Origin of the sequence: Streptomyces sp. CB02058 (genome assembly GCF_001905505.1) — a bacterium.
Classification (GTDB): Bacteria; Actinomycetota; Actinomycetes; order Streptomycetales; family Streptomycetaceae; genus Streptomyces.
The window spans coordinates 356,459-378,615 of sequence record NZ_LIPG01000008.1 but is presented as its reverse complement, the minus strand read 5'-3'; the positions used below and the strand labels follow the sequence as shown (position 1 = coordinate 378,615).

Sequence of the window (22,157 nt, the reverse complement as noted above, 5' to 3'; positions counted from 1 at the left end):
GGGAAAGCCCCGTGCCCTTGTGGCACGGGGCTTTTCTGCGTTCTGAGCGTCTAGTGTCGAACCATGCGCTACGAACTGGTCATCTTCGACAACGACGGCGTGCTCGTCGACAGTGAGCCGATCTCCAACACCATCCTGGCCGGCTACCTCACGGAGCTCGGTCACCCCACCTCGTACGAGGAGTCGCTCCGCGACTACATGGGGGCCGCCATCCACCGCGTCCACGACCTGGTGGAGGAGCGGACAGGTCAGAAGCTGCCCGCCGACTTCGACGAGGAGCTGCACAGGCGGACCCTCGAAGCGTTCCAGGCGGAACAGCTCGCCGTCGTCGACGGGGTCGAGGAGCTGCTGGGCGAACTCGTCGCCGACGGGGTGGCGTACTGCGTCGCCTCGTCCGGAAGCCACCAGAAGATCGCGGCAGGGCACCGGAACACCGGGCTCGACCAGTGGTTCGAGGACGAGTGGGTCTTCAGCTCCGAGGACGTCGGGCGGGGGAAGCCCGCCCCGGACCTGTTCCTCCACGCCGCCGAACGGATGGGCGTCGCCCCCGAGCGGTGTGTCGTGATCGAGGACAGCCCGCTCGGCGTCGAGGCGGCCCGCGCGGCCGGGATGGACGTGTACGGATTCACGTCGATGATGCCGGCGGACCGGCTCGGCGGCGTGACCGCGCACTTCGCCGACATGTCGCAGCTCCCCAAACTTCTCGCCTGATCGATCTACCCAGCGGTAGATCCGAGCTCTACGCTCGCGGCCATGACGGATGCGCGGTTGCGGTACGGCAGAGCCTCACTCGCCCTGAGCTTCCTGGTGCAAGGGGTGACGTTCGCTCTGCTCGTGACGCGCATCCCCGCCATCCAGGACCGGTACGGGATATCCGACGGCCTGCTGCCCGTCTTCCTGGCCGCCGTACCTGTCCTGGCGGGGGCCGCCAGTGTGGCCACCGAGAAGGTGGTGGCCCGGGTGCGGCCCGGGGTCGTGCTCAGGTGGGCGCAGCCCGTCGTGATGCTGGCCCTGCTCGCCGTGGGCGCCGGCAGCGAGCTGTGGCAGGCGGCTGTCGCGCTGGGAGTCTTCGGGCTGGCCGTGGGCGCCCTCGACGCCTCGATGAACATGATGGGCGTCAGTCTCCAGCGCGCGTACGGGCGCAGCATCATGCTCGGGTTCCATGCCGCCTACAGCCTCGGCGGGATCGCGGGGGCGTCGCTGGCCTGGGCCGGGGCGCACTGGGATCTCTCGCTGCTGGTGTCCTATCTGCCCGCGGTGGCCGTGCTGCTGCCCGCGGCTTTGATCGGGAGCCGGTGGTACGCGGAGGGGAAGGCCGCCGGGGGCGTTCCGGGCGCCGAGCCGGGAGGCCGAGGGCAGGGCGCGTCCGTGCCGTTCAAGCTGCTGATGCCGCTCTGTCTGGTGATGGCGTTCGCCTATATCGGGGACTCGACGGTCTCCAACTGGAGCGCGAAGTATCTGCAGGACGTGCTGGGCAGTTCGGAGCAGCTGGCGACCGTGCCGTACAACGTCTACATGGTGACCACGCTGCTGGGGCGTGCCGTCGGTGACCTCGGGGTGCGGAGGTTCGGGGCGGTGGCCGTGGTGCGGGGCGGGAGTGTGGTGGCCGCCCTGGGGTTCGCGGTGGTGGCGGTGGCGCCGGGGGCCTGGTGGGGGATGCTCGGCTTCACGCTGCTGGGGCTCGGGCTCTGTGTGATCGTGCCGCAGACGTTCGCCGCGGCGGGGCGGATGTTCCCGGGGGCGAGCGATGTGGCGGTCGCCCGGCTGAACGTCTTCAACTACGTGGGTTTCCTGGTCGGGTCGCCGCTCGTGGGGGCGCTCGGCGACGCGTGGAGCTATCGCGGGGCGATGCTCGTGCCCATGGTGCTGGTCCTCGCGACGCTCGTGTACGCCCGGTCGTTCGGCGCTGAGCCCGCCCGATACGGTGGCGGGCATGAGCGGGCGCGCGCAGCTGATGTGGGATGAGGCAGTAACGGGATACGACTTCGGGGCCGGCCATCCCATGGACCCGGTCAGACTGGCCCTGACGATGGGGCTGGTGCGGGCGTTCGGGCTGGAGGGGGCGGTGGACGTCCGGTCGGCGAAGCCGGCGGGTGACTCCACGCTGCGGCTGGTGCACCGGGGGGACTACCTGGACGCCGTGCGTGCCGCGTCCGCGGACCCCAGGGCCGCCGACCAGTCCTACGGCCTGGGGACCGTCGACGATCCGGCGTTCGCCGGAATGCACGAGGCGTCCGCGCTCATCGCGGGGCTCTCGGTGGGTGCGGCGGAGGCGGTGTGGCGGGGGCGGAGCGCGCACGCGGTGAACTTCACCGGTGGGCTGCACCACGCGATGCCCGGGGCGGCCTCGGGTTTCTGTGTGTACAACGACCCGGCGCTCGCGATCGCGCGGCTGCTGGAACTGGGCGCTGAGCGGGTGGCGTACGTCGATGTGGACGTCCACCACGGGGACGGGGTGCAGGCGGCTTTCTGGGAGGACCCCAGGGTGCTGACCGTGTCGCTGCACGAGCATCCGCGCACGCTGTTCCCGCAGACCGGGTGGCCGGAGGAGACCGGTGCCGGTGCTGGTGAGGGCGGTGCGGTGAATGTGGCGCTGCCGGCGGGGACGGGGGACGCGGGATGGCTGCGGGCGTTCCACGCGGTGGTGCCCGAGCTGCTGGCGGACTTCCGGCCCCAGGTGCTGGTGACGCAGCACGGTGCCGATACGCATTTCGAGGATCCGCTGGCCCATCTCGCGGTGTCCCTGGACGCGCAGCGTGCGGTGATGACGGCCTGCCATGAGCTTGCCCACGCCTATGCGGAGGAGGGTCGCTGGGTGGCGCTCGGCGGGGGCGGTTACGCGGTGGTGGATGTGGTGCCGCGGTCCTGGACGCATCTCGTGGGGATCGCCGCGCACGCTCCGGTGGACCCGGAGTCGGTGATCCCGTCGTCGTGGAGGGACGAGGTCTACGCCCGTACGCGCCAGTTGGGGCCGGCTCGGATGACGGACGGGCGTACGCCGTCCTGGCAGTCGTGGGAGGACGGGTACGACCCGGCGGACCGGCTGGACCAGGCGGTGCTGGCGACCAGGCGCTCGGCGTTCCCGCTGCGGGGGCTGCTGGCCTGAGGGAGGGTCACGGGCCTTCCCGGGGCCGTTACGCCAACGGTGGTGCGGTTGCGGGTTTCCAGCCCGCGGACGTGGTGCTTGCGGGAGCATCGGGAGGGTGTTGAGCACCGGAGCGCTGCGCGCTCACCTGCTGGCGGCCCGGCTGGCCGGGCCCGTGGCCACGCCCCGGGAGACGAGTCTGCGGAGTTATCGGCTGTTCGCGGCGAGAGACCCCCGTGTGCTGCTCGGACTCGATCCGGAGCGGGTGTGGGGAGAACCCGAGCTGTTACGGCTGATGGCCGACAAGTGCGGTGTCTCGGACGATCCCGGCCATGTGTCGGGGCCCGATGTGATCGATCCCGAACGGACGCTCGCGGCGCTGGACGCGTTCGCGCGGTGCCTCGGGCGGGCGGTGGCGAGACGGGCTCCGGTGCTGTTCGGCACGGGGCATCCGCACCGGCTGCTCGGGTTCTACGCCGGGCTGGCAGACGCTTTGTCGGCGGCCGGGTGCGCGGTGCTCACCCCCGCGCAGGGGCGATGTGTCGACATAACGACCCGGTTCGGCGTACGCACGTACAACCTGGACTACGTACAAGGTGTCGCGCTGGTGCGCGAACCGGGCGTGCGGGTCCCCGGGAGTGTCACCGGCGCGCACACCCACTCTCCGCTGCCGGTTCGGGCGGTGCTGGAGGAGGTTGTGGAGAGCCGGGGGGTGCTGCCGGAGCTGGTGGTGGGGGACCACGGATGGGTCTGCGGAGCAGGTCAGCTGGGCATCGAGGCCATCGGCCTGGCGGATACGGATGATCCGGCGCTGTTCGTGGGGGAGGCGGAGGGGCGGGTGTCCGTCGCCGTTCCGCTTGATGACGCCGTGCAGTCCGACTACTACCGCCCTCTTACTCGGTATGTACTCAATCGGGCGTGTCTGTCACAGTAGGCGGCCGATCGTCTCACCTCTTCCCCACTCGCATCACCCGCCCCTAATCTGGGGAGTGAGCGCACAGCGACGAAGAGTCACCGGAGGGGAAGCCGGTGCGCGTCTCGTGCGGAAGGTACAGGTGGGTCATGGCTGCTGACAGCGAGAGGCCTCTCAACGAGGTCAAGTTTCTGACCGTGGCGGAAGTCGCGTCGGTCATGAGGGTGTCGAAGATGACCGTGTACCGGCTGGTGCACAGCGGTCATCTGCCGGCGATCAGGGTGGGAAGGTCCTTCCGGGTGCCGGAGCAAGCGGTTCACGAGTATCTCCGTGAGTCCTTCGTGGGGGTGGAGTCAGCCTGAGGTTGCCCTCGGATTACGCCCCTCACGCGGTGGCGGGTAGGCTAGGCCGACGTAGGTCGTGTGGGCCCAGACGCCCCGCACCAGTGAAGATGAAGTAAGCGAGGGTAGTCGTGGGCTCTGTTATCAAGAAGCGGCGCAAGCGGATGGCCAAGAAGAAGCACCGCAAGCTGCTCAAGCGCACGCGCGTTCAGCGTCGCAACAAGAAGTAAGCGAACGCAGTTCGTGAATCCGAGGCCCTTCCGCCGTCCTGGCGGAAGGGCCTCGGTGCGTTTCCCGGGCCGTTCTCCGGGCCCGTGACCAGGGCCGGGAGTGTGTGCGTTCCGGTGGTATTCCGTCATCGGTTCGGTAAAGGCCGCCTGGGGTCATCACAGGGCAACATCCACCGACTACCGTGACGGCCAGGGGAAGACCCCGCTCGGTGATCGAACGACGGAAGGCGCGGATCTTGGGGAAGATCGTGCTCGTCACAGGCGCGGCCCGGCAGCTCGGTGGCCGCTTCGTGCGGCGCATCCAGCGCGATCCCGGTGTGGACCGGGTGATCGCCGTCGACGCGGTCGCCCCCGGGCATCAGCTGGGTGACGCCGAATTCGTCCTGGCGGACATCCGGCAGTCCGCGATCACCAGGGTCCTCGCAGAGCATTCCGTCGACACGGTCGTGCATCTGGACGTGTCGGCGAAGGCGAGCGGCGCCGGTGGCCGGACGACGGTCAAGGAGACCAACGTCATCGGCACGATGCAGCTGCTCGGTGCCTGTCAGAAGTCCCCGACGGTGCAGCGGCTCGTGGTGAAGTCCAGTACCAACGTCTACGGCTCCGCCCCGCGCGATCCCGCGGTCTTCACGGAGACGACGCCGCCCAAGTCCCTGCCCAGCGGTGGCTTCGCCAAGGACGCGGTGGAGGTCGAGGGATACGTACGCGGATTCGCACGCCGCAGGCCGGACGTGGCGGTGTGCGTGCTGCGGTTCGCGAACATCCTGGGCCCGGAGCCGGACTCGCCGCTCGCCGACTATCTGGCGCTGCCGGTGCTGCCCACGGTCTTCGGCTACGATCCCCGGCTCCAGTTCGTGCACGAGGACGACGTCGTCGACGTACTGGAGATCGCCTCGCGTGAGCCCCGGCGGGGCACGCTGAACAGCGGCACGTTCAACATCGCGGGCGAGGGGGTGCTGCTGCTCTCGCAGTGCTCGCGGAGGCTGGGGCGGCCGACCGTGCCGCTGCTGCTGCCGGCCGTCACCTGGGTGGGCTCGGCGCTCCGTACGATCGGGATGACGGACTTCTCGCCGGAGCAGATCCGGCTGCTCACCCACGGCAGGGTCGTCTCGACCGTCCAGATGCGGGAAACGCTGGGTTTCCGGCCGAAGTTCACCACCGCCGAGACGTTCGCGGAGTTCGCGCGGAGCCGGGGCCCCGGGCTGCTGCCTCCGGAGCGGGTGGGCAGGGCGGTGGGCCGGCTGGCCGAGCTGCCGCTCGGCGGGGGAGCGGCCGGTACGACACATTCGACGCACGGCGCCAGGTAGAGGAGCGCGACCGACGATGGCGGACGCCAAGGTCATTCCCTTCGACGACGACCGTTCGCGCTCCGGCGCGGGGCGGCGCAGAGGTGTGCTGCCGGGCGGCGGCCGGGTCCAGGTGCCCGCCTCCGCCGGTCCGGCGCCCGTGAGCGCCCTGCCGGGCGGGCAGGTGCCCGTGGGGGCCGCCGAGGCCGCCCCGGGGGCCGACAGGCCCGCCCCCGGGAGCAGCTGGGACCGGCGCGTCGCGGGCGGGCTTGCCTTTCTGCGGAGGCGGCTCACGGGTGACTACGAGGTCGACGAGTTCGGCTACGACGAGGAGCTGACCGACCAGGTCCTGATGTCGGTGCTGCGCCCCCTCGCCGACAAGTACTTCCGTGTCGAGGTGAAGGGCATCGAGAACATCCCGTCGGACGGCGGGGCGCTCATCGTGGCCAACCACTCCGGGACGCTGCCGCTGGACGGGCTGATGCTCCAGGTCGCGGTGCACGACAACCATCCGGCCGAGCGGCATCTGCGGTTGCTCGCGGCGGATCTGGTCTTCATGCTCCCGGTGGTCAACGAGCTGGCCAGGAAGGCCGGTCACACCCTGGCGTGCTCGGAGGACGCGGAGCGGCTCCTGCAGGCCGGCGAGGTCGTGGGGGTGATGCCGGAGGGCTTCAAGGGCATCGGGAAGCCGTTCGGTGAGCGGTACAAGCTCCAGCGCTTCGGGCGGGGCGGTTTCGTGTCGACGGCGCTGCGGGCCGGGGTGCCGATCGTGCCGTGTTCGATCGTGGGTGCCGAGGAGATCTACCCGATGATCGGCAACTCCAAGACGCTGGCGCGGATTCTGGGGATTCCGTACTTCCCGATCACGCCGACGTTCCCGTGGCTGGGACCGCTGGGTGCGCTGCCGCTGCCGACGAAGTGGACCATCCAGTTCGGGGAGCCGATCCCCACGGACGGGTATCCGCCCGAGGCGGCGGAGGACCCGATGCTGATGTTCAACCTGACGGACCAGGTGCGGGAACAGATCCAGCACACGCTGTACAAGCTGCTGGTGCAGCGCCGGTCGGTCTTCTTCTGACCCAGGGGCTTTCCGCGTGACCGAGGGGGCCGCCCCGATCGGACGGCCCCCTCGGTCGTGCGCACGTGCTTACGGCTCGACGTCCTCGCCCTCGATGCCCAGGCCGGGCAGCAGGCCGGGGAGCAGCGGGGGCAGGGTGACGTCCGGTGCCGCGGACGAGCCGGAGCTGCCGCCCGGGGACGACGGGGTGGTGCCGTCCGTCGGGAGGTCGTCCAGCAGTCCGTCGCCCGTGCCGCCGCCGAGCAGGCCGTCGGACGAGCTGCTGCCGGAGCCGGAGGGCTTCGGCGAGGAGCTCGTGGAGGCGCTGTCCTCCGGGGCCGAGGAGGCGGAAGGTGCCGTACGGCCGGGGGCCGACGATCCGGGCTCGCCCTGGCGGGAGTCTTCCGCGGGGGCGTCCCCGGTGGTGCCAGGGGTGCGGGGCAGCAGGGACTTCAGCGGTGCGACTTCCTGGTCCATGGCCTCGAAGACGGAGCTGACCTTCTCTCCGACGTCGTTGAGCTGGACCGGCAGCCGGTCGCGGAGGCTGCTCCAGGTCGCGCGGTGCGAGCGCGAGAAGGAGTCCAGGGTCTGGATGGGGCCGATGGCTCCGTCGCGCTGGTAGGCGCTGTGGAGCAGGCGGTGGCCCTCGGTGGCATCGTGCGTCATGCCGTTGAGCGTGCGCCTGACCTCGCCGATCGATTCGTGGTCCATCTCGCCCGCGCGGCCGCGCTCCATCAGCCTGCGGGCCTCGCCGAGGCGGGTCGACGCCTGGTCGAGGTAGGCCTCGCCCCTGGCGGCGTCGCCGTCGGCCATGCCGAGGCTGATGTCCTCCATGCCGCGCTTGAGCGGGTAGAGGGAGTCACCGGGCAGGGCGTCGGAACTGGCAGCGGCCACACCGCCGAATGCTCCCGCGGCCACACCGACCGTGAGCCCGCCCGCGGTGAGGCCCTTCGCCCAGCGGGAGCGGGGACGCAGCCTCCGGATGGGGGAGGCCCGGTGGGCTCCCTTGCTCCGCTGTTCGGGCACCGTAGGGCCCGTGGACGCACCGCCTTCGGCGAACATGGTCTCCATGGCCGCGAGGAGCTGCGCTCGCTGCACCACTTTGACCTCGGGATCGAATTCCGGCTCGGGTAGCTCACCGAGGCCGTTCGCCAGGGCCAACAGCTTTCCGTGGTCGGCCGGTTGGGCCGGGTCCTCGGGCTGTGCGGCCGCCGCACCCTGGGGGGACTGCTCGTCCAGGGCCTGGGCGAAGGCGTTCGCCCGCCGGTGTGCCGAAACGTTTGCGATCACTGGCGGCACCTCCTCTCGTCATGACGGTCGACTCCCCTGAGGGTTCGGAAGGTTGCCCCACCGGAGGCGTTTCCACACGATCGAGCGAGTGGAAACGGTCTGGCGTGGCGACAGGGGGCCTGCATCCGGCACAACGAGTGGCGCGGCAGTTGGGTTACGGACTGAGGATGATCCGATCGGTGTGTCACGAACACGTCACGGATGGTGACGTCAGCGGGCGTCGTCGGGCAGAAGTCGTGCGAGTGTTCGCACGGCTCGGTATTGCAAGGTTTTGATCGCGCCCTCGTTCTTTCCCATGACGCGGGCGGTCTCGGCGACCGAGAGGCCCTGGAGGAACCGCAGGGTGACGCACTCCTGCTGCTGCGGGTTGAGCCGGCGTACGGCTTGCAGCAGCGCGGCGTTGGAGAGGGACTCCAGGACGGAGTCCTCCGGGCTCCGCGCGACCTCGTTGGCGTCGAGCATTTCGCCGGTGGTCACTTCCAGTCGGAAACGACTGGATTTGAAGTGGTCGGCGACAAGGTTCCGGGCGATCGTGACCAGCCAGGCGCCGAAGTCGCGGCCCTGCCAGGTGAAGGTGGAGATGCGGCGAAGTGCGCGCAGGAACGTCTCGCTGGTGAGGTCCTCCGCTGTGGCCTTGCCTCCCACGCGGTAGTAGATGTACCGGTACACGGTGTCGCTGTACTGGTCGTACAGGCGGCCGAAGGCCTCGGCCTCACCGGCCTGCGCGCGCTCGACGAGATCCATCATGCGCGCGCTGTCGCTGTCCGCCGTCGGCCGGCGGACGGGAGCCGACGACGCAGCGGTCGCGGCGCCGCGGCTGCTGCGTCTTCCGACGGCAGCGCTGCGTTCGGCCAGCGCGTAGCAGGGACCGGCAGGTGCAGGGGTGGCAAATTGGGGGACGGCGTACGCGGTGGGGACGAAGCCGCGCAAGAGGTCGAGGACCGTTGCGCGCAGCGTAGCCAGGCCCGAGGTGTCAACCCCGACGTGTGGGTACACGGGACTCCCAGAGGCAGAGCTTCCATCACGTGCAGTTCGAAAACCGTCACTCGTGGTAGCGGGTGGCGGGCTCCTTGTGCGTCTGAGGAGAATAACGCTTCGTACAGGCCGTGCTACACCCAGTTGCTCAAATCATCGATTACGTCGCTTCCGTAACCTCTAAGTGACGGTTCAAGTAGCACATCGTGACCGGTTATTGATCGAATCGCTTCGGTATCTGCCTGCGGCGGCGACGGGTTGTGGTCGTGCGCACGCAACGCGACTGGCCGGAGCGATGGGTGTGCGTGCCCGCTGTTCCGCTCCCGATTGGCCGTACGACCCCGGGCGTGCCGCTGCCCGGGCGCGGGGAGCGTCCGGGCAGCGAAGACGGGGGAGGGGGGTGGGGGTCAGCGGCGGCGGCGGTGGAGCGCGACGGCGGCGGCCGTCCCGCCGGCCAGGGCACCGACGCCTGCCGCGGCCGGGATGCCGACCTTGGCCGCCTTGCGGCCGGTGCGGTAGTCGCGCAGCCGCCAGTCGAGGGCGCGGGCGTGCTTGCGCAGCTTGGTGTCCGGGTTGATCGCGTACGGGTGGCCGACCAGGGAGAGCATCGGGATGTCGTTGTGCGAGTCGCTGTACGCCGCGCAGCGCTCCAGCTCCAGGCCCTCGGCCGCCGCCAGTGCGCGCACCGCCTCGGCCTTCGCCGGGCCGTGGAGGGGTTCGCCGACCAGCCGGCCGGTGTAGACGCCGTCCACCGATTCGGCGACCGTGCCCAGGGCGCCGGTGAGGCCGAGGCGGCGGGCGATGATCGTGGCGGTCTCCACCGGGGCGGCGGTGACCAGCCAGACCCTCTGGCCCGCGTCGAGGTGGGCCTGGGCGAGGGCGCGGGTGCCGGGCCAGATGCGGTCGGCCATGTACTCGTCGTAGATCTCCTCGCCGATGGACATCAGCTCGGAGACGCGGTGGCCCTTGACGATGGACAGGGCGCTGTCGCGGGCGTCCTGCATGTGCTCGGGGTCCTCGACCCCGGCCAGCCTGAACCAGGCCTGCTGCCAGGCGAACCGGGTCAGCTCGCGGCGCTGGAAGAACTTCCGCTTGTAGAGGCCGCGGCCGAAGTGGAAGATCGCGGCGCCCTGCATGACGGTGTTGTCCAGGTCGAAGAAGGCGGCGGCCCGCTCGTCCCCGGCGACGGGGAACGCGGGTTCCCGCTCCTCCTCGGCGGCCGTCGGCTCCTCGGCCTCGGCGGTGAGCGCCGACTTCCGCGCTGCCTCGGCTGCGGCCTCGCCTGCGAGCACGCTGCGTGCCGTGGCGGGGCGCCTGCGGGGTGTGAGCCATCCAAGAGCGGCCATGTCGTGAGCATAGCCATTCTGTTCCGCAGTTCCCGACCCGGCGGGATGCGGCGGTGTGAACTCTCCGGGGCCGGGGTGTTAAACGGGTGATTCCGCGCACTCGCAGGGCCTCTGCGGGAGCTCGCGGGGGCGCAGAATGAAGGTATGAGTGCTCTGCTGCGTCGTACGAAGAAGAAGCCCGCGGACCGGGTGGTGACCCTCGTCGGGAAGCCCGGGTGCCACCTGTGCGACGACGCCCGGCTGGTGGTGAGCGAGGTGTGCGAGGAGACCGGGGCGTCCTGGGTGGAGAAGGACATCACGCGGGACGAGGCCTTGTACAAGGAGTACTGGGAGCAGATCCCGGTGGTCCTGATCGACGGCGAACAGCACACCTTCTGGCGGGTCGACCCGGCGAGGCTGCGCACGGCGCTGGGAACGTAAGGGGGACTCCTTGGCGAAACCCGGTTAACATCGTGGGCGTTTTGAGTGGTCTCGGGGGGCGTGGACATGAGGAGTGTGTACCGTCTTGCCCCCTTCGGGCCTGCAACGGGCTGATGTCGTCCCTGGTTCCGGGACCACGCTGGGAATATGCGTGACCCCGGTCACTTTGACCAGACAAAACGGACACTATCTTTGTGCACGCGTTCACAAAGACATAGCCTGCTGTCGACGGGGCGGTCATAGGACATACGGCCGCCTGCAGCCCCGCTCATCCCGCAGGAGCACCGTGGCAACTGGCCGAACTCACCGACCGGCGACCCGTAGCCGAGGAATTCCCGAGGCCACCGTCGCCCGGCTTCCGCTGTATCTCCGCGCACTGACGGCGCTCTCCGAGCGCTCGGTTCCCACGGTCTCCTCCGAGGAACTCGCCGCGGCGGCGGGGGTCAACTCCGCGAAGCTGCGCAAGGACTTCAGCTACCTGGGGTCCTACGGCACGCGTGGTGTCGGGTACGACGTCGAGTATCTCGTCTACCAGATCTCCCGTGAGCTCGGGCTCACCCAGGACTGGCCCGTGGCGATCGTCGGTATCGGTAACCTCGGCGCCGCGCTCGCCAATTACGGCGGGTTCGCCTCCAGGGGCTTCCGGGTCGCCGCCCTCATCGACGCCGACCCCGCCATGGCGGGTACGCCCGTGGCCGGGATCGCCGTCCAGCACACCGATGACCTGGACCGGATCATCAGCGACAACGGTGTGTCCATCGGTGTCATCACCACCCCGCCCGGCGCGGCCCAGCAGGTCTGCGACCGGCTCGTGGCCGCCGGGGTGACCTCCATCCTGAACTTCGCGCCGACGGTGCTCTCCGTGCCCGAGGGCGTGGACGTGCGCAAGGTCGACCTCTCGATCGAGCTGCAGATCCTCGCCTTCCACGAGCAGCGCAAGGCCGGCGAGGAGGCCGCTGCCGACGGCAGGGCGTCCGATGACGACGCCGACGCGGACGAGGCGCCGCCGATGCGCGCCACGCCCACCGGCCGGAAGGGACCTGACGGGGACATGCCCGCCGTGATGCCGGCATGAGTCTCCTGGTCGTAGGACTGAGTCACCGCAGCGCCCCCGTCTCCGTGCTGGAGCGGGCGTCGCTGGCTGTCGATTCCCAGATCAAACTGCTTCAGGACACCCTCGCCGCGGAGCCCGCGACCGAGGCCGCCGTCCTGGCCACCTGCAACCGCATCGAGCTGTACGCGGACGTGGACAAGTTCCACGCGGGTGTCGCCGAGCTGTCCACGCTTCTCGCGCAGCACAGCGGCGTCGGTCTGGACGAGCTCACTCCCTATCTCTATGTGCACTACGAGGACCGCGCCGTCCACCACCTCTTCTCGGTGGCGTGCGGGCTGGACTCGATGGTGGTGGGCGAGGGCCAGATCCTCGGCCAGATCAAGGACGCGCTCGCACGGGGGCAGGAGCTCCACACCGCGGGCCGCCTCCTGAACGACCTCTTCCAGCAGGCTCTGCGGGTCGGCAAGCGCGCCCACAGCGAGACCGGGATCGACCGGGCCGGGCAGTCGCTCGTCACCTTCGGCCTGGAGCAGCTGGCCGACGGCGCCGAGGTCACCGAGTGGGCCGCCGGCAAGCGCGCCCTGGTGATAGGGGCGGGCTCGATGTCCTCGCTCGCCGCCGCCACCCTGGCCCGGGCCGGCGTCGAGGAGATCGTCGTCGCCAACCGGACCCGCGCCCGTGCCGACCGGCTCGTCGAGATCCTCGGCCAGGCCGGGGTGCCGACGGCCCGCGCCGTCGCGATGGACGGGGTCGCGGACGAACTGACACGTGCCGACGTGGTGGTTTCCTGTACCGGGGCGACGGGGCTCGTCCTGACCGCCGAGGCCGTCGCCGGCGCGCTCGGTGTCGCGTACGAGAGTGCCGCGCAGGCCCCCGAGGCCCCCGCCGCGGCGGTGCCCGACGAGCTGGACCAGCACGCCGCGTGGGTGGAGAACGGTTCCGCCGCCGCGCAGGACCGGGCCGTGCGCCGGGTGTCCGCGTACCCCGCCGGTACCGGTCCCGTCCGGCTGCACCTGCTCGACCTCGCGATGCCGCGCGACATCGACGGAGCGGCCCACCGCATCGCCGGTGTGCGCCTCGTCGACATCGAGTCGCTCGCCGAGGCGTCCGCGGACGCCCCGATGGCCGCCGATGTGGACCAGGTGCGCACCATCGTCGCCGACGAGGTCGCCGCCTTCGGTGCCGCCCAGCGCGCCGCCCACATCACCCCGACCGTCGTCGCCCTGCGCACCATGGCCGCCGATGTGGTGGCCGCGGAGATCGCGCGGCTCGACGGACGACTCCCCGACCTGGACGAGAAGCAGCGCGCCGAGATCACGCAGACCGTGCGCCGCGTCGTCGACAAGCTCCTGCACGCGCCCACCGTGCGGGTCAAGCAGCTCGCGAGCGAGCCCGGCGGCGCCGGGTACGCCGATGCGCTGCGGGAACTCTTCGACCTCGACCCGCAGACGGTGGCCGCCGTCTCACGGGCAGACCTGAACGACCCGAATAGAGGGCGGTCATGACCGACAACTCACCCCTGGGCGGGGAGACCAAACCACCCCTGCGGCTGGGCACCCGGCGCAGCAAGCTCGCCATGGCGCAGTCCGGCATGGTCGCTGATGCGGTCCGTGAGGTGACCGGGCGTGCCGTCGAGCTCGTCGAGATCACCACGTACGGCGACATCTCCCGGGAGCACCTGGCGCAGATCGGCGGGACCGGTGTGTTCGTCGCGACCCTGCGCGAGGCGCTGCTGAGCGGTGAGGTGGACTTCGCCGTCCACTCGCTCAAGGACCTGCCGACCACGCAGCCCGAGGGTCTCGTCCTGGCCGCCGTGCCGGAGCGCGAGGACCCGCGTGACGCGCTGGTCGCCCGGGACGGGCTGAGCTTCGAGGAGCTGCCGCCCGGCGCCCGCATCGGTACCGGTTCGCCGCGCCGCATGGCGCAGCTCAACGCGTACGCCCGCTCGCACGGTCTGGAGATAGAGACCGTCGCGATCCGCGGGAACGTCGATACGCGCATCGGATTCGTACGAAGCGGGGAGCTGGACGCGGTGGTACTCGCCGCCGCCGGGCTCAGCCGCCTCGGACGCACGGACGAGGTCACCGGCTTCCTGCCGGTCGACACCGTCCTGCCCGCTCCCGGCCAGGGAGCACTGGCGATCGAATGTGCTGAAAGCAGCACGGACCTCGCCGCAGCTCTCGCCGAGCTCGACGACCCGTACACCCGGGTCGCCGTGACCGCCGAGCGCGCCCTGCTCAACGCCCTGGAGGCCGGCTGTTCCGCACCTGTGGGTGCGCTGGCCGATCTCCTGGCCGACGGGCAGGTTGTCAACGAACTGCGCCTGCGCGGTGTCGTCGGTTCAACCGACGGCACTTCCCTGGTGCAGCTGTCCATCACCGGTCCCGTCCCCACGTCGCACGACGACGCGGCGGCCCTCGGTCGCGAGCTCGCGACCGAGATGCTTGCCAAGGGTGCGGCCGGTCTTATGGGGGAGCGAGCACTTTGAGCCCCACCGGCCCTGTCGTATCCGACTTCCCTGTCCTGTCCTCAGGGCATGTCACCTTCCTCGGCGCCGGTCCCGGCGACCCGGGGCTGCTGACACTGCGCGCCGTCGAGGCGCTTGCGAGCGCGGACGTCCTTGTCGCCGAACCCGAGGTTCTCGACGTCGTCCGCTGCCATGCGCGGGCAGGGGTAAGCACGCCTGAGCTGACGGTTGTTGACATGTCGTCAACACCCGCCGGAGTACCCGTTCTCAGGGATGCCGCCAATCTTGTCATGGAGGCAGCGAAGGGCGGCAGGCGGGTCGTCCGTGCCGTCACCGGTGACCCGGGCATGGACGGGAACACGGGTGCCGAGATGCTGGCCTGCGCTGCCGCGGGTGTGCCTTTCGAGGTCGTGCCCGGTATCGCGAACGCCGTGGGCGTGCCCGCGTACGCCGGTGTGCCGCTGCGTGACGCGCAGGGTGCCGATGTGCGCTTCGTCGACGCGCGTACCGCCTCGGACCGCTGCTGGTCCGAGGTCGGCGCGAGCGACGCGACCGCGGTCGTGTCGACGTCGCTGGACTCGGTGGCCGCGGCCGCCGGTGAGCTGGTCTCCGCGGGCCGCAAGCCCGACACCCCGCTCACCGTCACGATCGCGGGGACGACGACCCGCCAGCGCACCTGGACGGCGACGCTGGGCACCATCGCCCAGGTCCTCAAGCAGGCCAAGGTCCTTCCCTCGCCGGAGGGGCACCTGCCCGTCATAGCCGTGGTCGGGGAGCGCAGCTCCGCCGCCCAGCGCGACCAGCTCGCGTGGTTCGAGTCCAAGCCGCTGTTCGGCTGGAAGGTGCTCGTGCCGCGCACGAAGGAGCAGGCGGCGTCGCTCTCCGACCAACTGCGTTCCTACGGTGCCGTGCCGCACGAGGTCCCGACGATCGCCGTCGAGCCGCCGCGTACGCCCCAGCAGATGGAGCGGGCGGTCAAGGGCCTGGTCACCGGCCGGTACGAGTGGATCGCCTTCACCTCGGTGAACGCGGTGAAGGCCGTACGGGAGAAGTTCGAGGAGTACGGGCTCGACGCCCGTGCCTTCGCCGGGATCAAGGTCGCGGCCGTCGGTGAGCAGACCGCCGCCGCGCTCGTCGACTTCGGTGTGAAGCCGGACCTGGTGCCGTCGGGCGAGCAGTCGGCCGCCGGTCTGCTGGAGGACTGGCCGCCGTACGACCCGGTCTTCGACCCGATCGACCGGGTGTTCCTGCCGCGGGCGGACATCGCCACGGAGACCCTGGTGGCCGGGCTCATCGAGCTGGGCTGGGAGGTCGACGACGTGACCGCGTACCGCACGGTCCGCGCGTCGCCGCCGCCGGCGGACACCCGTGAGGCGATCAAGGGCGGTGGCTTCGACGCGGTGCTCTTCACCTCGTCCTCGACCGTCCGCAACCTGGTCGGTATCGCGGGCAAGCCGCACAACGTGACGGTCATCGCGTGCATCGGCCCGGCGACGGCGAAGACCGCCGAGGAGCACGGCCTGCGGGTCGACGTCCTGTCGCCGGAGCCTTCGGTCCACAAGCTGGCCCAGGCGCTGGCGGACTTCGGCGCGCAGCGCCGGGACGCGGCCAAGGAGGCCGGCGACCCGGTGACCCGTCCGAGCGAGCGGCGCCCCGGCGCGCGGCGTCGCCGGACGACCACCTGAGCGTAGGTACGGGCGAGGGGCCGGTCGCTTCCCGAGGGGAGCGACCGGCCCCTCATGCGTGGGTTCCCGGTCTCAGAGCGGTTTGCGCCAGACGGAGACGTGTCCGTCGGAGTCCTGGGTGAACGGGGTGCCCTCCCAGTCGGCGACCCGGCGCTCCAGCTGGAGTCCCGCGATGCGCGCCATGAGGTCGAGCTCGGCCGGCCAGGCGTACCGCTGCCGGGAGGCGCCCCTGCGGTAGCGGCCGTCCTCCTCGCGGAAGAAGTGGTGCGAGACGAGGAGCTGCTCGGCCAGGTCGAAGGTGTCGAAACCGAGATGCTGCTCGGAGACGTCGAACGGCACGGCGATCTGGGTCGGGGGCAGGAGCCGCAGCGGCGGCACACCGAGCTCGACGACGAACCGGCCGCCGGGCTCCAGGTGGTGTGCGGCGTTGCGGAAGCACTCGACCTGCTCGTCCTGGGTGAGCAGGTTTCCGATGGTGTTGTAGACGACGTAGACCAGGGAGAACGTGCCGGGGACCTTGGTGGTGGCCATGTCCCCGATGTGGACCGGGAGCCGGTCCTCGTCGATCTTGCGGCGGAGTACGGCGGCCATGGGCTCGGAGTACTCGATGCCGGTCACGGGTACGCCGCGTTCGCGGAGCGGGATGCCGACGCGGCCGGTCCCGATGGCGAACTCCAGGGCTGGGCCGTCGCCGGCGAGTCCGGCGAGGAGGTCGAGGGTGGGCCGGAGGAAGGCGGCGGTGGATCTCGGGGCCTCCCCGGCGTCGTAGCGTTCGGCGGTCTCGTGGTCCCACAGGTCGCTGCTCGTCACGGACGGGCACTCTGCCGGACAGGCCGGGGGGCTGTCGACGGATTTCTTCGCCCCCGGATGGCTTCCGGTCCCGTTTTTTCCGGGTGGACTGTCGGTAAATCGGCGATGTGTGCGGGTCTAGTCTCGAAGGATGACCGATTACGGAAACTTCCCCGGCTCGCGGCCCCGCCGGCTGCGGACGACCCCCGTCATGCGGCGCATGGTCGCCGAGACCCGGCTCGACCCGGCGAATCTGATCCTGCCCGCGTTCGTACGCGAGGGCATCGACGCCCCGGTCGCCATCTCGGCCATGCCCGGCGTCCAGCAGCACACCCTGGACACGCTGCGGAAGGCCGCCGTGGACGCGGTCGCGGCGGGTGTCTCGGGGATCATGCTCTTCGGCGTCCCGCTGGAGGAGAAGAAGGACGGCCGGGGCACGGCGGGGACCGACCCGGACGGCATCCTCCAGGTCGCCCTGCGCGCGGTGCGGGAAGAGGTCGGGGACGACCTGGTGATCATGTCCGACCTCTGTCTGGACGAGTTCACCGACCACGGCCACTGCGGGGTGCTGACCGAGGACGGCCGTGTCGACAACGACGCGACGCTGGAGCGGTACGCGGAGATGGCGCAGGTGCAGGCCGACGCGGGCGCGCACGTGGTGGGCCCGAGCGGGATGATGGACGGCCAGGTCGGGGTGATCCGCGACGCGCTGGACCAGACGGGGTACGAGGACGTGTCGATCCTCGCCTACACCGCGAAGTACTCCTCGGCCTTCTACGGCCCCTTCCGCGAGGCGGTCGGCTCTTCCCTGAAGGGCGACCGCAAGACGTACCAGCAGGACCCGGCGAACCTGCGCGAGTCGATGCGGGAGCTGGCGCTGGACCTGGAGGAGGGCGCCGACATGGTCATGGTCAAGCCGGCCGGCCCCTACCTCGACGTCCTCGCCAAGGTCGCCGACGCGGTGGACGTGCCGGTCGCGGCGTACCAGATCAGCGGTGAGTACGCGATGATCGAGGCCGCCTCCGAGAAGGGCTGGATCGACCGGGACGCGGCGATCCTGGAGAGCCTGACGGGCATCCGGCGCGCGGGTGCGCGGATGATCCTGACGTACTGGGCGACGGAGGTCGCGCAGCGGCTGGGGCGTTGAGAGCAGAGCGTCTCCGGCTCCGGCCAATTCGGTTGTGCGCGGGGCGGGTAGGAGGACAGGATCCCGCTCATGTTCGCACGCAGGAATCACCGTCCCACGTCCCCCGAGCTGGCCGCCGCCTGGGAGTGCCTCGACGGGGGTGATGTCCCCGGGGCGCTCAGAGCGTTGCGGCAGGTGCCGTCGGCGCCTCTGGAGCAGGTCGCGTCGGTCGTGGGGCGCGCGGCGGAGGCCGCGGGCTTCGGCGACCTCGCCGAGGCCGCCGGGGCGCTGGCCAAGCAACCCGACCGGGTGAAGTCGCTCTACGACTACGGGTACGCCTGTGTGGAGCGCGGGGTGCCGTATCTGGCGATACCCGCGCTGCGCGAGGCGTTGAGGCTGGCGCCGGGCTCGGCGGGACTCCTGCGTGAGCTGGTCTCCGCGTACGAGCGCGAAGGGCGCCACCGGGAGGCGGCCGATGTGCTGCTCGCCCACGAGGACGGGCTGGCCGACTGGCCGGACCGCTATCTCCTGGTCTTCAACTCCCTGCTGGCGGGGGACCTCGGTCCGGCCCGTCTGCACCACGGGCGTCTGGGTGCCCCGGACGAGGATCTGTGGCTGGGGGCGCGGGACCGGCAGAACCTGATGCTGGAGCGCGCGGCGGGTGCCGAGGTGGTGAGTCCGCTCGACGGGTCGGATCTGCGTGGCTGGCAGTACGTCATGGGCGGCACGGTGCTGGGGACCCTGTCGCCGTTCGGCTTCGACGCAGGAATGACGGGGCGCTACGCCTGGACGCAGGACAGCCATGAACTGTGTCACCGCGGGTTGCTCCGGCTGCGGGCGGTGCTCGCCGCCGCGGAGGTCCGCCCGCGTTCGGTGTCGCTGCTGCCGGACCGGGGGAGCCGGATCCTGGGGCTGGCCGCCGCGGAGGTGCTGGGTCTTCCCGCGGTCCCCTTCGAAGCGGGCCGGGAGGACACCGTCGTCATCGCCCACGACCTCGACGAGACGGCGCGGGCGGACGGGGGAGGCGAGGTCGTCGCGCAGCTCTGCGAAAGGGTTCCGGGACAGGTCCTGCATGAGCACGCGAGCTGCTGGACCGACCCGCCGGCCGTCGCCGCCGACAGCGTCACCTTCCTGTACCAGTCGGTCGTTGCCCCGTGGGGTGAGCGCCTGACGCCGGGTGAGGACGGAGAGATGGGGTTCGGGGAGCCGGACACCCGGCCGGAGGCGGAGATCGCCGCCGAGATCGTGGCGGCGGACCCGAAGCCGGAGGAGGGGGACGGGGCCACACCGTCCGACTCCGACGAGGTGCTGGCCGCCTTCGTCGCGGGGGTGCGCGGCACCTGGCTGCGGGGCTACCGGGCGGGGCTGCACTCGGCCGGGCCGGTGAGCAGTTCGCGGTTCGTCTGAGGGGCGGGTGTGGGCGCGATCGACAGCTACGGGACGCAGCGCGAGGCCGTCGAGGCATTGCTGTACGCCGCCGCGCCTTCGGCGATGGTGCTGTCGTACCGGGAGGACAGGGCGTTCGCCGCGCTGAGCCTGAATCGCTTCGGCTCGGTCGGGTCGACCCGGTTGGACTGGAGCGGGGCCGAAGTCCTGGAACGGACCTGCGGCTTCGACGCCGCCGAGCTGTGCAGGCTGGTGGGCGAGTACGGCGGGGGCGGTCTGGGCATCGTGTTCCCGGGCAATCTGTGCGTGCCGTCGGTCGCCGTGGACCTCGCCCTGGTCGGCGAGTACGCCGCCCCCCTCCTGGACTGTCCCGAGTGCTGGGTCTTCCTCGTGGATCAGGGGGTGCTGATCGAGTTTCAGGACGGTGAGGGCTTCGTGGTCGCCAGGGTGCCGGCGCCGGAGTGAGGCCTGCGGGGCGCCGGCATCGGGCCCGTGGCTCGGGGCCAGAGCTTCGGGATCCGAGGGCCGGGGTTCGAGGGCCGGGGTTCGAGCGCCGGACCGGTCGTCTCACTCGTTCGAGGGATGCTGACGGCTCTCCGGGCTCGAAGCTCGGGTTTCGGGATTCGAGGGCCGGGATGCGGGCTCCGAGAGCCGAGCGCCTTCTTACATCCGGTAGGGAAAAAGACGGTGGGGAGAACCTCCCTGACCTCCCGGACCCGTCACGAGCAGCAAGTATGACTAATTGTGAGCGAGTTGCGGCGGAGAGTCGCGACTGCTTACGGTGCCGGAAACGAACGACCCCGACGCGGTGCTGACAACACCAGGCCGGGGTCTCACCCCAAGATCGAGAAGAGCGATCCCGTGGCTACCGAGCAGCCTAGTCCCGCCCTGCGCGCCCCTGCCTCCTCGCGTCCGTACCCGATGGCCCATCCTGGTTACGGCAAGCGTTCCGCCCCGGACCAACAGCCGCGATGCGCGGACGACTTCGGACTGCTGCCGTTGCGGGAGCGCAGTATCGCCGGGTTCATCGATCACCTGCCCGAGGGTGCCGCCATGGACGTCAAGGGGCTGGCCAAACAACTTCCGCTCTACGGGCAGCAGGCCGTGGCCTCGGCGCTGAAGGCCCTCTCGATCGCCGGGTATCTGCGCCGCGTGCGGTGCCTGGTCGGGGGTGAGGGGGGCCAAGTGCGCTGGGTCTTCCGCACGTTCTGGTCCCGGACCGCGCGGGACAACGAGTGGTGGGCGGCCCTCGTCGGCACCCAGCAGGAACGGGCGACGGCCGTCGAGCCCGTGGACGACAGGTCGTTGGCCCCTGCGGTTCCGCAGCAGCGGACGCAGGAGCGTGCGGAGGCACCCGCCCCGCTCGCGCCGCAGCAGGCACCCGTCCCGCCCGCGCCGCAGCATGCACCCGTCCCGCCTGTGCCGGGACAGCGGACCCTGGTGCCTGCCCCGCACTCGCCGGAGCAGCCGCCACACAAGCCCGCTCCTCCCGCGTCGGAGGGCCCCTCGCCCGCGTACGCCGCACTGGCCCAACTGGGGCGCGTGGACGCCCGGCTGGCGCTCTCGGCCGCCGACTGCGCGGTCCTGGAGCCGCTGGCCGTCGAGTGGTTCGCACGTGGCGTGGACGCCGAGTACCTGAAGCACGCCCTGGCCGCCGGGCTTCCCCCGCAGGTCGACTCGCCGGTCGGCTTCGTCCGCTGCCGTCTCACCGGCAAGCTCCCGCCGCGGGTGCCCGCCGCCCCGGAACCTCCCGCGTCCGGCGCTCCCGTGCCCCGGGCGATGATGGAGTGCACGGAGTGCGGTGCCCCAGGACGCCCCGGAGCCCTCACCGACGGACTCTGCCGCTCCTGCCGCCGGCCGGGATGCGAGGCGGCACCGGCCATCGAGGGCCTGCCCGCCGAGCGAGATGTCCGTACGTACGTCGCCGGACTTCGCGACCTGCTCAAAATGCCCTGAGCCGGTGCCGGTGCCGGTATCAGTAGACGCGGTCGGGCCAGTGCGGGTCCTCCCAGCGGGCAGGACCGGTGAGCCCGATGAGCCGTATCCGGTGCAGCAGTTCCTCGGGAGCTTCCTGGGCGCGGAGCCGCGCGGGAGCGTGTCGGACCAGCCAGGCGGCGAGCTCGACGCGCAGGGCGTCCTCGTCCGTGTGCCACCCGTCCCACGGAAGCTCGTCCCCCAGCAGTTCGTACTCCCAGCGGGCAGCCGCTTCGGCCAGGTGCCGGTCGGCGACCCGATGGTCGAGCGCCTCCCAGGTGTCGAGCCACGGAGTGAGTGTGCAGGACGCCTCGACGCACAGCGCGAGGAGCTCGTGGGCGGGGACCGGGGGCTCCGGGTCGACGAGGGTATGGGCCCACCAGGCTTCCAGGAACTCCTGGACCGCCAGTCTCTGGGGCTCCGGCCACTGCTGCCAGTGGCCTCGGGCGAACGACGTGCCGACCTCGTACATGCCGAACATGGGTTTCACGTCGCCGCTGGTCAGAGCCTTGGCGAACTGGGGCAGGACGCGGCGCAGCACGGAACCGTGATCGCCCCAGTCGGGGGCGTCCCAGGTGCGGCGCAGGAGGTCCGGGTCGAGTTCCACCTCCGGGACCTTCAACAGGGCGAGCTCTTCCTCGCTGCCCCAGTGGCAGGTGCACTGAACTTCGTCGGGGTGAGCGGTCATTCCCCGGAAGGTGACGGTCAACCGGTCCAGAGCCCGGTGGAGCCG

22 protein-coding genes are annotated in these 22,157 nt (G+C 70.9%); 17 read left to right on the top strand and 5 right to left on the bottom strand.

The window, feature by feature from the left end; translation table 11 throughout:
* The first annotated feature begins 63 nt into the window (after positions 1-63).
* The 8 genes from AMK10_RS35015 (at position 64) to AMK10_RS34980 (ending at position 6,933) form a co-directional block, all read left to right on the top strand.
* Positions 64-711, top strand: a complete 648-nt coding sequence (locus tag AMK10_RS35015) for an HAD family hydrolase (RefSeq protein ID WP_073753527.1) — start codon at positions 64-66, stop codon at positions 709-711.
* Between the two features lie 42 nt (positions 712-753).
* On the top strand, positions 754-1,965 hold the full coding sequence (locus tag AMK10_RS35010) for an MFS transporter (RefSeq protein WP_073753525.1): 1,212 nt from the start codon (positions 754-756) through the stop codon (positions 1,963-1,965).
* Positions 1,934-3,106, top strand: a complete 1,173-nt coding sequence (locus AMK10_RS35005) for an acetoin utilization protein AcuC (protein WP_073753574.1) — start codon at positions 1,934-1,936, stop codon at positions 3,104-3,106. Before AMK10_RS35010 ends, AMK10_RS35005 begins: the two co-directional genes overlap by 32 nt.
* Positions 3,107-3,203: 97 nt before the next feature.
* Positions 3,204-4,019, top strand: a complete 816-nt coding sequence (locus AMK10_RS35000; RefSeq protein ID WP_073753523.1) for a phosphatase — start codon at positions 3,204-3,206, stop codon at positions 4,017-4,019.
* Between the two features lie 128 nt (positions 4,020-4,147).
* Positions 4,148-4,360 carry a helix-turn-helix domain-containing protein gene (locus AMK10_RS34995; protein WP_158070919.1) on the top strand — a complete coding sequence of 71 codons (213 nt, stop codon included), beginning with the start codon at positions 4,148-4,150 and terminating at the stop codon, positions 4,358-4,360.
* Positions 4,361-4,470: 110 nt separating this feature from the next.
* On the top strand, positions 4,471-4,569 hold the full coding sequence (locus AMK10_RS34990) for a 30S ribosomal protein bS22 (protein WP_003948845.1): 99 nt from the start codon (positions 4,471-4,473) through the stop codon (positions 4,567-4,569).
* A 236-nt stretch (positions 4,570-4,805) separates the two neighbouring features.
* Positions 4,806-5,876 carry an NAD-dependent epimerase/dehydratase family protein gene (locus AMK10_RS34985; RefSeq protein ID WP_073753572.1) on the top strand — a complete coding sequence of 357 codons (1,071 nt, stop codon included), beginning with the start codon at positions 4,806-4,808 and terminating at the stop codon, positions 5,874-5,876.
* A gap of 16 nt (positions 5,877-5,892) precedes the next feature.
* Positions 5,893-6,933: a lysophospholipid acyltransferase family protein gene (locus AMK10_RS34980; protein ID WP_073753519.1), complete on the top strand. Its 1,041-nt coding sequence runs from the start codon at positions 5,893-5,895 to the stop codon at positions 6,931-6,933.
* 69 nt (positions 6,934-7,002) lie between these two features.
* On the opposite strand, the gene AMK10_RS34975 is transcribed toward AMK10_RS34980, so the two are convergent.
* The 3 genes from AMK10_RS34975 to AMK10_RS34965 all read right to left on the bottom strand — a co-directional run bounded on the left by AMK10_RS34975 (position 7,003) and on the right by AMK10_RS34965 (position 10,523).
* On the bottom strand, positions 7,003-8,202 hold the full coding sequence (locus tag AMK10_RS34975; RefSeq protein WP_073753517.1) for a DUF5667 domain-containing protein: 1,200 nt from the start codon (positions 8,200-8,202) through the stop codon (positions 7,003-7,005).
* A gap of 210 nt (positions 8,203-8,412) precedes the next feature.
* Positions 8,413-9,198 carry an ECF subfamily RNA polymerase sigma factor, BldN family gene (locus AMK10_RS34970; RefSeq protein WP_073753515.1) on the bottom strand — a complete coding sequence of 262 codons (786 nt, stop codon included), beginning with the start codon at positions 9,196-9,198 and terminating at the stop codon, positions 8,413-8,415.
* A gap of 386 nt (positions 9,199-9,584) precedes the next feature.
* On the bottom strand, positions 9,585-10,523 hold the full coding sequence (locus AMK10_RS34965) for an HAD family hydrolase (protein ID WP_073753513.1): 939 nt from the start codon (positions 10,521-10,523) through the stop codon (positions 9,585-9,587).
* A gap of 144 nt (positions 10,524-10,667) precedes the next feature.
* Between AMK10_RS34965 and AMK10_RS34960 the strand changes: the two genes are divergently transcribed.
* From AMK10_RS34960 to AMK10_RS34940, 5 genes are all read left to right on the top strand, one after another.
* Positions 10,668-10,943, top strand: coding sequence for a glutaredoxin family protein (locus AMK10_RS34960; RefSeq protein ID WP_073753511.1), 276 nt, complete (start codon positions 10,668-10,670; stop codon positions 10,941-10,943).
* Positions 10,944-11,229: 286 nt separating this feature from the next.
* A complete protein-coding gene (locus AMK10_RS34955) occupies positions 11,230-12,018 on the top strand; it encodes a redox-sensing transcriptional repressor Rex (RefSeq protein ID WP_073753509.1) in 789 nt (262 codons plus the stop codon).
* Entirely contained in the window at positions 12,015-13,502 is a 1,488-nt protein-coding gene (locus AMK10_RS34950; protein ID WP_073753507.1) for a glutamyl-tRNA reductase, read from the top strand. The genes AMK10_RS34955 and AMK10_RS34950 overlap by 4 nt, the downstream gene beginning before the upstream one ends.
* Entirely contained in the window at positions 13,499-14,485 is a 987-nt protein-coding gene (hemC, locus tag AMK10_RS34945) for a hydroxymethylbilane synthase (protein WP_073753505.1), read from the top strand. The genes AMK10_RS34950 and hemC overlap by 4 nt, the downstream gene beginning before the upstream one ends.
* Positions 14,482-16,149 (top strand): uroporphyrinogen-III synthase, encoded by a 1,668-nt coding sequence (locus AMK10_RS34940; protein ID WP_073753503.1) that lies wholly within the window; start codon positions 14,482-14,484, stop codon positions 16,147-16,149. Before hemC ends, AMK10_RS34940 begins: the two co-directional genes overlap by 4 nt.
* A 72-nt stretch (positions 16,150-16,221) precedes the next feature.
* Here the strand turns inward: AMK10_RS34940 and AMK10_RS34935 are convergent, their stop codons facing one another.
* The gene (locus tag AMK10_RS34935) at positions 16,222-16,959 is read right to left on the bottom strand and encodes a class I SAM-dependent DNA methyltransferase (RefSeq protein ID WP_073753501.1); all 738 of its coding nucleotides are present in this window, start codon (positions 16,957-16,959) and stop codon (positions 16,222-16,224) included.
* A gap of 130 nt (positions 16,960-17,089) precedes the next feature.
* On the opposite strand from AMK10_RS34935, the gene hemB reads away from it, so the two are divergent.
* The 4 genes from hemB to AMK10_RS34915 all read left to right on the top strand — a co-directional run bounded on the left by hemB (position 17,090) and on the right by AMK10_RS34915 (position 21,406).
* Complete coding sequence (hemB, locus tag AMK10_RS34930; protein ID WP_073753499.1) at positions 17,090-18,085, top strand: porphobilinogen synthase; 996 nt, start codon at positions 17,090-17,092, stop codon at positions 18,083-18,085.
* A 69-nt stretch (positions 18,086-18,154) separates the two neighbouring features.
* The gene (locus AMK10_RS34925; RefSeq protein ID WP_073753497.1) at positions 18,155-19,471 is read left to right on the top strand and encodes a hypothetical protein; all 1,317 of its coding nucleotides are present in this window, start codon (positions 18,155-18,157) and stop codon (positions 19,469-19,471) included.
* A gap of 9 nt (positions 19,472-19,480) precedes the next feature.
* On the top strand, positions 19,481-19,915 hold the full coding sequence (locus tag AMK10_RS34920; RefSeq protein WP_073753495.1) for a hypothetical protein: 435 nt from the start codon (positions 19,481-19,483) through the stop codon (positions 19,913-19,915).
* Positions 19,916-20,311: 396 nt separating this feature from the next.
* Entirely contained in the window at positions 20,312-21,406 is a 1,095-nt protein-coding gene (locus AMK10_RS34915; protein WP_073753493.1) for a MarR family transcriptional regulator, read from the top strand.
* A 19-nt stretch (positions 21,407-21,425) separates the two neighbouring features.
* Here the strand turns inward: AMK10_RS34915 and AMK10_RS34910 are convergent, their stop codons facing one another.
* The gene (locus AMK10_RS34910) at positions 21,426-22,112 is read right to left on the bottom strand and encodes a hypothetical protein (RefSeq protein ID WP_241839771.1); all 687 of its coding nucleotides are present in this window, start codon (positions 22,110-22,112) and stop codon (positions 21,426-21,428) included.
* Between the last annotated feature and the right edge of the window lie 45 nt (positions 22,113-22,157).